The organism is Gordonia sp. GN26 (assembly GCF_054823965.1).
Map to the genome: position 1 here is coordinate 1 of NZ_JSYC01000001.1, position 13,197 is coordinate 13,197.

Sequence of the window (13,197 nt, forward strand, 5' to 3'; positions counted from 1 at the left end):
CCACCACCGCACACAGCAACGCCCCACCCCGCCGGCCGAGTAACAACACCCGAACACAGCGGCGCCCCCGCCCCGCCGGCCGAGTAGCGTCGACCGAGCGGAGCGAGGGCGCCGCGTATCGAGGTCTTACGCCCGATGCAGATTGGTGCCCGGCCGGGTGAGCACCACGTTCGGGAGCACCGCGAACCGCGACAGTTGCGTGATCGAGTGTGCGACGACGGCGACGTCGGCGGCAGTGATCATCTCATCAGCGGGGATGCGGTCCTTGAGCCAGTCGGTCATGTCGGTGTTGACGTAGCCTGGCGCGATCGTCGTCGCGCTGACGCCGTTCTCCGATTCCTCGAGGTTGAACGTCTCGCACAGGGAGATCAGCGCGGCCTTGGTCGCGCCGTAGGCGGCGAGTTCGGGTTCCGGGTAAACACCGGTGATCGACGCCACCGCAATCACTTTCGCCGCGCCGATGGAGTCCGCGGTCGCCCGAAGTGTCGGCAGCACCGACTGCAGCAGAATGTACGGGGCCCGCACGTTGACCTCGTAGAGCCGGTCGAAACGCTTGGCCGGCATCTCCGCCACCGCACCCTTGGACCCCATGCCCGCGTTGATGATCAGCGCGTCGCAACGCCCGAACGCCTCGGCGTGGGCGAAGCCGAGTGCAGTGATCGCGTCGGCGTCGGTCATATCGGCCGGGACGACCTCCACCCGACCCGCGCCGCGCTCGCGGAGCTCGGCCGCCTTGTTCTCCAACGCTTCGCGGCCTCGGGCACTGATCGTCAGGTCCCAGCCATCGGCCGCGAACCTCTCGGCGATCGCCGCCCCGATTCCCCGGGACGCGCCGGTGACCAGCGCGGCCCGGGTGTTCGACACTTCACTCATGCACTTGCCCCCCGTGTTTTCTTCTCTGTCCGTTGTCGAATCAGCTGACGTGACGCAGACCGGCGGCGATGAAGGCCGCGGTGGCCTCACCCGCACGCTCGGCACCATCGCCCGACGACGCACCCGAGAGCGCGCGGTAGGTGATGCCCTCAGCGATCACACCGAGCTTCAGGTTGGCCAGACCGAGGTAGAAGTCCCAGTCGCCGAGGTCGGAACCGGTTGCGGTGGAGTACTTCTGCGCGATCTCGTCCACGGAGGCGTAGCGATCGCTGGTCCATGCCGCGGAGAAGCCGAGCACCTGGTCGAAGACCCCGGTGCGATAGACGCACATCAGTGCGACGTCGGTGAGCGGGTCGCCGAGGGTCGACATCTCCCAGTCCACGACGGCCGCGATCTGCGCCGGGTCGTTCGCGTCGACGATGGTGTTGTCGACGCGGAAGTCGCCGTGCACCACCGATTCCCGGGCCTGTTCCGGCACCCGCTCGGACAGCGCCTCGACGAGGCGGTCGACATCGGGCAGTTCGCGGGTCTTCACGTGACCCCACTGCCGGGCCCACAGCTTCACCTGTCGCGCAGCGAATCCGGCCGGACGGCCGAACTCGCCGAGGCCGACGGCCTGGTAATCGACGGCGTGCAGGTCGGCGAGGGTCCGGACGAGACCGTCGAGGTTGGCGGCCACCTCGTCGTCGGAGTAGGCGGCGAGATCCTCGGCCGTGCGCACCACCCGCCCGTCGACGAATTCGACGACGGTGCACGGCGCCCCGATGATCGATCCGTCGGCGTCGAAGGCGACCGTCTTGGCGACCGGCACCGAGGTCGACTGCAGCGCACTGGTGACGGCCCACTCACGGCCCATGTCATGAGCGGACGGGGTGAGGCCGCCGGTGGGTGGGCGACGTGCCACCCACGAGGTCACGCCGTCGGTGACGGTGTAGGTCAGGTTCGACTTCCCACCGCTGATGAGTTCGATGGAGAGGTCACCGGCGAGTTCGACGCCGTTGTCGGTGAGGAGCCGACGGAGCTTGTCCGCCTCGAGGGCTGATTCGACCCCGGTCATTTCGCAACCGCCGCGGCCTGTGCCTTCTTCGCGCGGCCGACGGCGCGGCGCGCGATGGCCCAGCGGTGGACCTCGGAGGGGCCGTCGTAGACGCGGAACGGACGGAGCTCCTGCGCCAGGCGTGCGATCGGCAGATCGGCGGAGACACCGAGGCCGCCGCACATCTGGATGCTGCGATCGGCGATCCGCGAATACGCCTCGCCGGCAAAGGTCTTGGCGATCGAGGTCTCGTCGGAGGCGTGGTTGCCCAGGTCCAGTTCGTGGCAGGCCTTGAGCAGCAACGCACGCGAGGCCGCCAGGTCGATCTCGTTGTCCGCGACCATCTGCTGGATCATGCCGAGGTCGCCGAGTCGGCCACCGAATCCCTCACGGCGCGAGACGTAATCGACAGCGACGTCGTGGCAGCGCTTCGCTGCGCCGAGCCAGCGCATGACGTGGGTCATGCGCGCCGGGCCGAGGCGCACCTGTGCGTAGCGGTAGCCCTCGTCGACCTCGCCCAGGATGTCCTCGTCGGGGACGAAGACGTCGTCGAAGGTGACCTCGCAGTGCCCGCCGATCATCGCCTTGTCGATGGTGTTGATGTGGCGGCCCACGGTGATTCCCGCAGTGCCGGCCGGAGCCAGGAACATCGTGGCGCCGCCGCGATCTCCCGGCGAGCCCGCGGTGCGGGCCATGATGATGAAGAAGCCCGCGCCCTCGGCACCGGTGATGAAGTGCTTCTTGCCGTTGATCTTCCAGCCACCGTCGACGCGGACCGCCTGCGTGCGCAGCGCATTGGGGTCCGAACCCGCACCCGGTGCCGGTTCGGTCATCGCGAAGGCCGAGCGGACCTCACCGGTGGCGAGCGGGGCCAGGTACTTGTGGCGCTGCTCCTCGCTGGCGATGCGCTCGAGCATGTGGATGTTGCCCTCGTCGGGCGCACCGATGTGCAGCGCGACGGGACCGAAGGTGGAGTAGCCTGCTGCCTCGAAAACCGGTGCGCGGTCGGCCATGTCCAGTCCCAGCCCGCCGAACTCGACCGGCGCGTGCGGCGCGAAGATGCCCTCCGCCTTGGCCTTTGCGTTCATCTCACGACGCAGGTCGTCGCCGCCGGCCGCGGTGATGTCGCCACCGTTAGCGTCCTCGAGCGGCAGCACGTAGTCGCGGACGAAGCGTTCGGTCTTCTCGACCAGCTCGACCACCGCGGGATCGTGGCGCAGGTCTATGGGCATCGTGACTCCTTTGGCTGGACCGACGGGAACAAACCCCGACGCCGACCGAGCGATCGTTCGGCCGTCCATACCTTGCCAGGCGATGCGATCCCGGTCAAGGCTGACCGGGTGAAATCCGTGCCCTCAGTTGGTGCGGTAACCGACCAGGGCGCGGGCGAGCTGGAGGTTTCGGGAGATCAGTTCGTCCGGCCCCAGCAGACCGTCGAGTTTGAACCAGGTCGAGACACCGACACACATCGTCGCCACAGCCCGGGCGGCGTCCTTCGGGTACTCGGTGGTGAAGTCGCCCGCCTCCACGCCGGCGAAGACGATCTCGTCGACCATCCGCTGCTGACGGTCGCGATGGCCGATGTACTTCGGCCGATAGTCGTCGTCGAGGCTGCGGATCTCCGTGGAACCGACGAAGGCCTGCTCGCGCCGGTACATGTGGAACCGCAGCAGCGACTCGACGACTGCGTCGAACTGCCTGACCGGTTCCGGGCCGGCTTCGAGGATCGCTGCCTCCGAACGGGCCAGCAGGTCGGTCATCGTGCGTTCGAGCAGGCCCTGCAGCAGAGACTGCTTGGACGGGTAGTGGTGGTACAGCCCCGGCACCGAGAGGTTCGCCCGCGCGGCGATCTCGCGCACCGAGGTGCCGTGGTAGCCCTGCTCGGCGAACGCCGCAAGAGCTGCGGCCAATGGGATCGGGAGCTCGGGCTCGCCGTAGTCGCGCCAGGCGCCGAGGGGTTGCTTCGCCGGTCGCACGTCGGTTTCGCCGGTTCCGCTGCTCATGGGATCGACCATATCTGCCTGCGGAGCACTACTCACCATCGGCGCTGCCGTGGGGCAGGCTCTTCTCCAGGATGTCCGCCGGGGACACGAGCAACGCGACACTGAGGTCCACGACCTCCGACTTCGAGAGGTCGACGTCCCCCTCGAGCCAGGCGGCGAGCAGACGACTCAGCCCACCCACCTTGTAGTGCGCCACGCCCGCCGCCTCGGCCGAGCCGACGTGCACGTCGAGCACCGACGAGGCGCTCTGGAGTGTCAGGCCCGCGAACAGCGTGGTCGACTCCATCCGCTTCGCGGCGATCACCGGGCTGAGCAGGGCCTGCGAGAACAGGAGCCGGCCCTTGCGTCGATCCTGGTCGATGAGGTCGACGATCGCGGCGACCGCTCCGGACACCTTGGTACGCATGGTCTCGCCCTCGGAGAACGCCGCCAGACTCGAGTGGGCGATCTCCTCGATGACCCCGTCGTACACCACTTCGACGAGCTGATCGACCGACTCGAAACTCTCGTAGAAATACCGTGCGGTCAGCCCGGCCCGCCGGCAGACACCGCGCACCGTGACCGCTTCCGCGTCATCGGCTCCGAGCAGGTCGAGGGCTGCGTCGATCAATGATGTGCGCCTTCGCGCGACCCGGGTGTCACCGCCCTCGCCGCCGTAGGCGCGCAGGGAAGCCGCCGAATCCGACGCAGCAGTGTCGGACCCGTTATCCGGGTTCGAAGGTCCTCTTCCCATGGTTCCTATCTTGACACCCCGGTAAGTTCATGTTTTATAAAACAGGAAACATACGTTTCCTAAATCCGACCAGGAGGGGTTCGATGGCAACGGAGCCTATCACCAGTGGAAGCTCGGCCCTGTCGCCGCAGACGCCCGCCGATGTGACCGCTGAGGTCACCGAATTCCTCACCGCCGAGCGCCCGGACACCGAGTTCCTACCGTCGACCGCGCGCATGTCCCGCGCCGAACTCGACGCCCTCCCGTCCGCCGAGGATCTCGATCCGCTCGGCATCGGCGTCATCGCCGGCGCCGCGAACGTGATCATGCAGCTGAGCCTGCCCGCGGTGGGATACGGCGTCTACGAGAGCCGCGTCGACTCGGGCAACCTGTTCAAGCATCCGCTCAAGCGGGGTCGCACCACCCTGAGCTACCTCGCGGTCGCGGGGCTGGGCAGCGCCAAGGACCGCAAGGCCTACCGCAAGGCGATCGGCAAGGCCCACGCGCAGGTCCGCTCGACCGCCGACAGCCCGGTGAAGTACAACGCCTTCGACCCGAAGCTGCAGCTCTGGGTCGCGGCCTGCCTCTACCGCGGCACCGAGGACGTCCATCGGATCTTCGGCGGGATGACCGAGGTGACCGACGAGTTCTATCAGGCCGGGGCCGTCCTGGGCACCACGTTGCAGGTCCCGCGCGAGGCCTGGCCGGCCGACCGTGAGGCCTTCGAGGAGTACTGGAACTCCACCGTCGAGACCCTCGAGATCGACCCGGTCATCCGCGGGTACCTGTTGCAGATCGCCCGCGCCGAGTTCCTGGGGCCGGTCGTCGCCAAGTTGCTGGGCTGGTACTTCGAGATCCTGGCGATCGGCTTCCTGCCGGAGAACTTCCGCCGCAAGATGGGCGTCCGCCTGTCGCCGTGGCAGGAGTTGTTCTTCGCCAAGCACAATGCCGTCCTGCGGGCGATCATCACCCGTGCACCCAGGCCGGTCCGCAGCTTTCCGTTCAACGTGCTGCTCGCCGACGTCCGCTGGCGGATGCGCACCGGCCGTCCACTGGTCTGAGCTCCCTGTCCCGGTTGGGGGAAGCCCGTCCCGCTCATCGCGAGCGGGACGGGCTTTTCGGTTGGGACCCGTTTTTCGGCTCAGACCCTCCGCAACGCCTCGCGATCGAGTGCGGTGACGTCGGTGTGGCCGGCCAACCCGAGGGTGAGGTCGAGTTCAGCGATGATGTCGGCCACCGCATCCCGGGCGCCCTCGGCACCGGCGAGGGCCAGCCCGTACATGTGCGGCCGGCCGATACATGCAGCGTCGGCGCCGAGCGCCAGTGCCTTGAACACGTCCGACCCGGTGTAGATACCCGAATCGATGAGCACTTTGATCCGGCCGTCGACCGCGGGTGCGATCTCGTCGAGGGCGTCGATGGTGCTGATCGAACCGTCGATCTGGCGTCCGCCGTGGTTGGACACGATGATGCCGTCGACCCCGGCGTCGACGGCGCGACGGGCGTCGTCGGGATGCAGCACGCCCTTGAGGACGATCGGCAACGACGTGCGCTCGCGCAGACCGGCGAGGTCGTCCCAGCTCAGTGACGGACGCGAGTAGATGTCGAGGAAGGTCTGCACCGCGGCCCGCGGTTGGGCCGAGGTGAGATTCGACAGGAAGCGTCCCGGTGCGTTGCGGGTGATCGAGATCAGGGTCGCGATGGCACCGAGGGAGACCTCCGGCCGCTCCTCGGCAGCGGTGCGCAGGCGGTCGGCGACGATGTCGACGAAGCGTCGGTCGGAGGTGTACTGCGCGATCCCCTCACCCCGCGCGAACGGCAGCGATCCCAGGTTCAGATCCTGTGGCCGCCAGCCGAGCATCGTGGTGTCGAGGGTGACGACCACCGCGTCGGCCCTGACCGCCGCCGCACGGGCCAGCAGACTGTCGACCAGGTCGTCGTCGGTGGACCAGTACAGCTGGAACCAGCGGGGGGCTCCCGGGGTCACGCCGTCCATCTCGGCCGCGACCGTCTCCATCGGCACACTCGCCTGGTTGGAGAAGATGTAGGGCACACCGAGTTCCGCGGCGGCGTGACCGATCAAACGGTCCGCCTCCGGGGCGGCGAGAGAGCCGGCACCCACCGGCGCGAACAGGACCGGTGCCGGGATGCGACGTCCGAACAGTTCCACCTCGAGGTTCCGCGCGGAGACGTCGCGCAGGATCCGCGGGACGATCGCCCAGCGGTCCAGGGCCTGCCGGTTGGCCGCCATCGTGCGGCCCTCACCGGCGCCACCACCGATGTACGCCCACGCCCGAGCCGACATCGACCGCTTGGCCCGACGTTCGAGCTCGGCGAAATCCGTTGGCACGCGGGGCTTTCGACGATGGACACCAGCGGTGTAGATGTCATTCTGCCGCGCTCGCCCGTATCCCGTGGTCATGGGAGCCGATCGTAACGTCGGCATCGCGGGACCCGGGGAGGATTCCCGGACCGGGGTGTCAGCGTGTGGCGACAGCCGTCGCGCCGGCCGCTGCGACCGTCACGACACCGACCGACGGCCAGGCGCCGATCTTCTTCGCGAGCGGATGCGAACCGCCGAATGCCGCCAGGTATCCGGCGAGCAGTCCCCCGGCCACCGCCGGGCCCTGCTTGACCGCCCACTGCCGGGTACACCAGGCACCCGCCGCAGCGAGAACCACCCCACCGAGCTCTCGACGGCCGCTGTAGCGGGCCGCCGCGAAGCCGCCGACCAGACCCACAGCCACCACGGGCACCGTTGCATCCACTGCCATGCGACCAACCTACCGGCATCTCCGGACCCCTATGCGCCCCGGACGTGGCGTCCCTGCGCCGCGGCCTCCCGTCGGCGGGTCGGGGGCGGTGCGCCACGGACTGGCCGAGAACCCCACGGCCCGGCTCGAGCACGGGCGTCGATCCGCTGGGAACCGCCCCTGGCTTCCGCCCCAGTCCAAAAAGCGCCCCTGGGAACCGCCCTCCAGAGTGGCACCGCGAACGATCTGTCGCCGGCGGCGCTGTGGAGGGTTCTTTTCGGGGGCGGTTTTCGACGCCGGGCGGAAATCGGGGGCGCTTTTCAGGGGCGGTCTTCGACGCTCACGGCGGTGACCCATCCGACGGGTGTCATCGCACCGAAGACCGGGTACCCGCAACCGCGCCGACCCCGCACCCCGGAAGGGCCTCGCCATGACACAGACCGCCGAGATGACCGACTCATCCCTCCCCCACCGGCCTGTCCTCGACCCGAACTCCGGCCTCCGCGCGATCGACGACGCGACGACCGACCTCGAACTCGTCGAGGAGGTGCTGACCGCGCACTTCCGCCGCCACGCCCTGACGCTGAACAAAGTGGGCGCCGAACTGACTCCGGCGTCGGACGCCATCGGCGCCCGCATCGGCGGGGGCAAACGCCTGCGCGCCGCCTTCTGTCTGTGGGGTGCCCGCGGCGCCGCCCACGGCCGGTCGGTCCCCGGTGTCGTCGAACTGGCGTCGGCGATCGAGCTGTTCCACTTCGCCGCCCTGGTCCACGACGACGTGATGGACGACTCCGACACCCGCCGCGGCCTGCCCACCATCCACCGTCTCTTCGCCGACACCCATCGCGCGGTCGGTCGCCGGGGCGACTCCGACACCTGGGGCACCGCGGTCGCCATCCTCGTCGGCGACATGTGTCTGTCGTGGTCGGACGACCTGGTCGCCGCGGCGGTCGACACCGTCGAGCGCCACACCCGCCAGGCCGTCCGTGAGACCTGGACCGAGATGCGCGACGAGGCGTACGCGGGCCAGTACCTGGACATGCTCAGCCAGACCGAGGACCACACCGATCCCGACCGGACCGAACGCGTCCTCCGGTACAAGAGCGCCCGCTACAGCATCGGCCAACCGCTCCGGCTCGGCGGCACGCTCGCCGGGGCCGACGCCGACCTTCTCGCCGATTACGACCGCATCGGGATCAGCGCCGGTGAGGCATTCCAGTTGCGCGACGACATTCTCGGTGTCTTCGGCGACGAGAAGATCACCGGGAAGCCGGCGATCGACGACATCCGTGAGGGCAAGCGCACCATGCTGATGGCGCTGGCCGAGGAGTCCGCGACCTGGACGGAACGACGGATCATCGCCAACTGCCTCGGCAACCCGGACCTCGACGCCACCGGCGCCGCGCAGATGCGCGACGTCGTGGAGTCCACCGGCGCCCTCGAACGCGTCGAACAGCGCATCGTCGAACTCGCCGAGGACGCCCTGGCGGTCGTCGCGGATGCATCGGTGGACGAACTGACACGTCAGGCCCTGACCTCGCTCGTCGAACGCTGTGTGTGGCGCCGCTCATGACCCCATCTGCTGTTCCGACGGTCGAGCTACGCATCTGGGGCGTCGACCGGGTGATGCCCGCGCTCGGCCGGATGGCGTCGGGCCGGCGAGCATTGCGCGCCACCCCCGGACTCCGCTTCGCCAAACTGCTCGGCACCGGCACCGCAGAGACCTTCACGATGGAGAGCGCCGACCTGCGGCACTGGGCAGCGCTCACCGTCTGGCACGACGACGATGCGGCTCGCGCATCGTCGAATTCACGAGTGCTGCGACGCTGGCAGGACTCGAGCACCGAGGAACTGCGCATCACGATGCGGCCGTTGCGATCCAAAGGCCGATGGTCGCGGGTCGACCCGTTCGGCCAGGAGCACCAGGGTTCGGCGGCTGACCGTGCACGAGACCGGACGGGACCGGTCGCCGCACTCACCCGAGCCCGGCTTCGGCCGACGACGATGGCGTCCTTCTGGCGGGCGGTCCCGCCGGTCGCCTCGGAACTTGCCGGCGCGCCGGGCAATCGGCTCGCGCTCGGTGTCGGCGAGATGCCGATCGGAGTCCAGGGGACCTTCTCGCTCTGGGACTCCACGCGCGACCTCACCGACTTCGCCTACCACTCGCCCGCACACAAGTCCGCCATCGCGCGCACCAAACCCGCCCGTTGGTACGCCGAGGAACTGTTCGCACGGTTCGCCGTCCTCGACGTGACCGGGACCTACCAGGGAAGATCGGCATGAGTACCTCCGCCACCACCCCGACACCACCTTCACCGCCCGAGGTGCGAGGAACCCCTACCGGAGCATCCCCATCGCCTGAGGTGAAGACATCGCTCCGTCATCACCTCATCCCGGTCGCATGGGTTCTCCTCGCCGCCACCATCGGGGTGCAGATCGCCTTCCCGCTCACCGGGGGTGGCACACTCCCGCTCACCGTCGCGAGCGTCCTGCTCCTGGCGTCGGCATCGGTCCTCCATCTCGCCGCCACCCGCGGCTTCGGAACCGCGATCGCACTGGTCGTGATCGCCGGCGGCGGTGGTCTCGTCGCCGAGGCGGTCGGTGTCAGCACCGGATTCCCCTTCGGCACATACGCATACACCGACGGTCTGGGCCTCAAGCTTCTCGGTGTCCCGGTCCTGGTGCCCCTGGCCTGGATCATGATGTCGTGGCCGGCGCTCGCCGTGACGCGACGACTCGTCGGCGCCATGCGGTTGTCCGGTACGCGGGCTCGCGTGGTGACCGCCTTCCTGGGGGCGTACGCGCTGACGGCCTGGGATGTCTTCCTCGATCCGCAGATGGTCGATCAGGGCCACTGGACCTGGCAGTTTCCCACCCCGTCGCTACCCGGCGTCGACGACATCCCGTTGACGAATTTCGCGGGCTGGCTTCTGGTCTCGTTCCTGATGATCGCTCTCCTCGATCGGGTGATCGGTGCCGGCGACACCGCCGACGCCGACGACTCGGTCCCGGTGACCGCCTACCTGTGGACCTACTTCTCGTCGGTGATGGCGCACGCGATGTTCTTCGGTCGCCCGACGGTCGCACTGGCCGGTGCTGTGGTGATGGGTGTCGTCGCGATCCCGCTTCTCGTGCTCGAAGTGCGGTCGCTGCGATACAGGAGACATGGTGCGAGCGTCTGACCTCTGGCGCCGCACGGTGACGGTCGGGACCGGCCTGTCACTGGCGTCACTCGCCCTCACCGTCGACAACGCGATCCGCGTGCGCCGCCCAGGTCTCGCAGACATCCCTCCCGCCGAGCCTCTTTCGGTGTTGATACCGATGCGGAACGAGATCGCCCGGGCCGAACGCTGCATCACCGCCGTCCTCGAGGCCGTCGACCGATGGCCCGGCCCTGCCCGCGTCCTCGTGCTCGACGACGGTTCGGTCGACGGCACCGACGCCCTCCTCGCCCGGTTGGCCGCCCACGACGACCGACTCGAGGTGTTCGAGGGCTCCCCACCACCACCGGGCTGGCTCGGGAAGTCCTGGGCCTGCCGACAGTTGGCCGACAACGCCGCCCCCGACGGTGTCCTCGCCTTCGTCGACGCCGACGTCGTGGTCGAACCCCACGCATTCACCTCGTCATTCGCCTTGTTGCGCAACGCCGGACTCGATCTCGTGAGTCCCTACCCGCGGCAGGTCGCCACCAGTGCTGCCGAACGTCTGGTGCAGCCCCTGTTGCAGTGGTCGTGGCTCAGCACACTCCCGCTGGGACTCGCCGAACGGTCCCCGCGCGAATCCCTGACCGCCGCGAACGGCCAGTTCCTGATGGTCGACACCGCCACCTATCGCCGCGCCGGCGGACACGAGGCGGTCCGTGACGTCGTCCTGGAGGACATCGCACTCCTCCGCGCGATCAAGGCCGCGGGCGGTCGGGGTGTGGTGGCCGAGGGGAGCACGGTCGCAACCTGCCGCATGTACGACGGCTGGGACGAAGTCCGTGCCGGGTACCGGAAGTCACTGTGGTCCGCCTTCGGCTCACCCGCCGGGACGTCGGCGGTGACCGCCGGTCTGTGTCTCATGTATGTGATCCCGGCGCTGGCGGCTCTGACCGGTTCACGCATCGGATTGGTGGGGTACCTCGCCGGCGTCGCCTCGCGACTCGTGTCCGCGCGGACAACCGGGGGACGCACGTTCCCCGATGCCCTGGGGCATCCCGCGTCGATCGCTCTCTTCACCTTTCTCGCCGCGGATTCGACGATCGCCCGTCACCGTGGGGAACTGGAGTGGAAGGGACGCACCATCGAGGTTTCGCGATGAGCCGGGTCATCGTCATCGGCGCCGGCGTCGGCGGACTCGCCGCGGCGATGCGCCTGCAGGCGGCCGGCCATGACGTCACCGTGCTCGAGCAGTTCGACACCGTCGGTGGCAAACTCGGCGTGATCGAGCATGACGGTTTCGTCTTCGACACCGGCCCGTCGCTGGTCACCATGCCGCATATCCTCACCGAGTTGTTCGACGACACCGGCGCCCGGGTGGACGAGTTCCTCGCGCTCGAGCGGCTGCCGGTCGCAGCGCGCTACCGGTTCCCCGACGGTACGGTCCTCGACCTGCCCGACACGCTCGACGACATCCCCTCCGCCCTGGACGACGCACTCGGCCCCGGTTCGGGTGACGAATGGTCGGCGTTCCTCGAACGCGCGCAGGCGATCTGGGATGTCACCCACGGCCCGTTCCTCGAGTCGCCGATGAGTGTCCGGACGATGATCGGCGGGATCGCCACACCCTCCGACGTCCGAACCGTGGCGCCGTGGAAAACGTTGCGGGGTCTGGGTTCCGAATATCTCAGCGATTCCCGGTTGGCGATGCTGCTCGACCGTTACGCGACTTACACCGGTTCTGATCCGCGTCGTGCTCCGGCGGCCCTGGCCTCCGTCCCGTGGGCCGAGCAGGCCTGGGGTTCCTGGTATGTCCGCGGCGGCCTCGGCCGGATCGCCACCGCGATGCGGGATCGGTTGCTCGCCCTGGGCGGTCGGATCGAGTTCGGGGTCGAGGTGTCCCGGGTTTCGACGGATGCACGCGGCCGGGTCGACGGCGTCGTACTCGCCGACGGCAGCCGGCGCTCCGCCGAACTCGTCGTGGCGAATGCCGACGCCCGCCAGGTCTTCGACCGCCTCGTCCCCCGCCGTTCCGTTCGCATTCCGTCTGCGCTGCTGCGGCGTTCGACACCGTCGTTGTCGGGTTTTGTCCTGCTCCTCGCGCTCGAGAACCCGCCCGCCGACCAGGCCCACCATCACGTGTTGTTCGCCGAGGACTACGACGAGGAGTTCGACGCCGTCTTCGGTCTCAACGGCCCGCCGCGACCCGTTGCCCGCCCGACCGTCTACATCTCCGCGCCCGACGATCCGGAGATCGTCCCGGGTCCCGACACCGCAGCCTGGTTCGTGCTGGTCAATGCGCCGCGGCACGACCCGGAGCACGGAGTCGACTGGGACGCAGCAGGACTCGCGGACAAGTACGCCGACCAGATCATGCAGGTGATGGCCGACCGCGGTCTCGACGTCCGCGACCAGGTCCGCCACCGCCTGCCGGTCACACCGGCCGATCTCGAACGCCGAACCATGACCCCCGGCGGCTCGATCTACGGCTCGTCGTCGAACGGACCGCGGGCCGCCTTCTTGCGGCCGAAGAACACCTCACCCATCCCGGGCCTGTACCTGGTCGGCGGTTCGTCGCACCCCGGCGGCGGACTCCCGCTGGTGATGCTGTCGGCGAAGATCGTCGCGGACCTGATCGCACAGTCGCCCACTCCCTGAGGTGCGAGAGGGCGCGTCGCCC

Annotated in this window: 13 protein-coding genes; 6 read left to right on the plus strand and 7 right to left on the minus strand. The window is 68.9% G+C overall.

The features are described 5' to 3' along the window. Positions 1-126: 126 nt before the first annotated feature. The 5 genes from OK17_RS00005 to OK17_RS00025 all read right to left on the minus strand — a co-directional run bounded on the left by OK17_RS00005 (position 127) and on the right by OK17_RS00025 (position 4,645). Positions 127-873: an SDR family NAD(P)-dependent oxidoreductase gene (locus OK17_RS00005; RefSeq protein ID WP_461416314.1), complete on the minus strand. Its 747-nt coding sequence runs from the start codon at positions 871-873 to the stop codon at positions 127-129. 40 nt (positions 874-913) lie between these two features. After that, complete coding sequence (locus tag OK17_RS00010; RefSeq protein ID WP_232716992.1) at positions 914-1,930, minus strand: phosphotransferase family protein; 1,017 nt, start codon at positions 1,928-1,930, stop codon at positions 914-916. Beyond that, entirely contained in the window at positions 1,927-3,141 is a 1,215-nt protein-coding gene (locus tag OK17_RS00015) for an acyl-CoA dehydrogenase family protein (protein ID WP_232716991.1), read from the minus strand. The genes OK17_RS00010 and OK17_RS00015 overlap by 4 nt, the downstream gene beginning before the upstream one ends. Positions 3,142-3,264: 123 nt before the next feature. Beyond that, the gene (locus OK17_RS00020; RefSeq protein ID WP_232716990.1) at positions 3,265-3,912 is read right to left on the minus strand and encodes a TetR/AcrR family transcriptional regulator; all 648 of its coding nucleotides are present in this window, start codon (positions 3,910-3,912) and stop codon (positions 3,265-3,267) included. Positions 3,913-3,940: 28 nt separating this feature from the next. Then, complete coding sequence (locus tag OK17_RS00025; protein WP_232716989.1) at positions 3,941-4,645, minus strand: TetR/AcrR family transcriptional regulator; 705 nt, start codon at positions 4,643-4,645, stop codon at positions 3,941-3,943. Positions 4,646-4,728: 83 nt separating this feature from the next. Between OK17_RS00025 and OK17_RS00030 the strand changes: the two genes are divergently transcribed. After that, the gene (locus OK17_RS00030; protein WP_461416315.1) at positions 4,729-5,685 is read left to right on the plus strand and encodes an oxygenase MpaB family protein; all 957 of its coding nucleotides are present in this window, start codon (positions 4,729-4,731) and stop codon (positions 5,683-5,685) included. Positions 5,686-5,765: 80 nt separating this feature from the next. Here OK17_RS00030 and OK17_RS00035 read toward each other — a convergent pair whose 3' ends face one another. Both OK17_RS00035 and OK17_RS00040 read right to left on the minus strand, forming a co-directional pair. After that, positions 5,766-7,046 carry an alpha-hydroxy-acid oxidizing protein gene (locus tag OK17_RS00035; protein WP_232716987.1) on the minus strand — a complete coding sequence of 427 codons (1,281 nt, stop codon included), beginning with the start codon at positions 7,044-7,046 and terminating at the stop codon, positions 5,766-5,768. A gap of 58 nt (positions 7,047-7,104) precedes the next feature. Next, complete coding sequence (locus OK17_RS00040; protein ID WP_232716986.1) at positions 7,105-7,398, minus strand: hypothetical protein; 294 nt, start codon at positions 7,396-7,398, stop codon at positions 7,105-7,107. A gap of 409 nt (positions 7,399-7,807) precedes the next feature. Here OK17_RS00040 and OK17_RS00045 point away from each other — a divergent pair, with 409 nt between their 5' ends. From OK17_RS00045 to OK17_RS00065, 5 genes are all read left to right on the plus strand, one after another. Next, positions 7,808-8,950: a polyprenyl synthetase family protein gene (locus OK17_RS00045; RefSeq protein WP_461416316.1), complete on the plus strand. Its 1,143-nt coding sequence runs from the start codon at positions 7,808-7,810 to the stop codon at positions 8,948-8,950. Further along, positions 8,947-9,660 carry a monooxygenase gene (locus OK17_RS00050; protein WP_232716984.1) on the plus strand — a complete coding sequence of 238 codons (714 nt, stop codon included), beginning with the start codon at positions 8,947-8,949 and terminating at the stop codon, positions 9,658-9,660. Before OK17_RS00045 ends, OK17_RS00050 begins: the two co-directional genes overlap by 4 nt. A gap of 80 nt (positions 9,661-9,740) precedes the next feature. Further along, positions 9,741-10,559 carry a carotenoid biosynthesis protein gene (locus tag OK17_RS00055; protein ID WP_461416317.1) on the plus strand — a complete coding sequence of 273 codons (819 nt, stop codon included), beginning with the start codon at positions 9,741-9,743 and terminating at the stop codon, positions 10,557-10,559. Beyond that, positions 10,546-11,679 (plus strand): glycosyltransferase family 2 protein, encoded by a 1,134-nt coding sequence (locus OK17_RS00060; RefSeq protein ID WP_461416319.1) that lies wholly within the window; start codon positions 10,546-10,548, stop codon positions 11,677-11,679. Before OK17_RS00055 ends, OK17_RS00060 begins: the two co-directional genes overlap by 14 nt. Further along, the gene (locus tag OK17_RS00065) at positions 11,676-13,175 is read left to right on the plus strand and encodes a phytoene desaturase family protein (RefSeq protein WP_461416318.1); all 1,500 of its coding nucleotides are present in this window, start codon (positions 11,676-11,678) and stop codon (positions 13,173-13,175) included. Before OK17_RS00060 ends, OK17_RS00065 begins: the two co-directional genes overlap by 4 nt. Positions 13,176-13,197 lie beyond the last annotated feature (22 nt).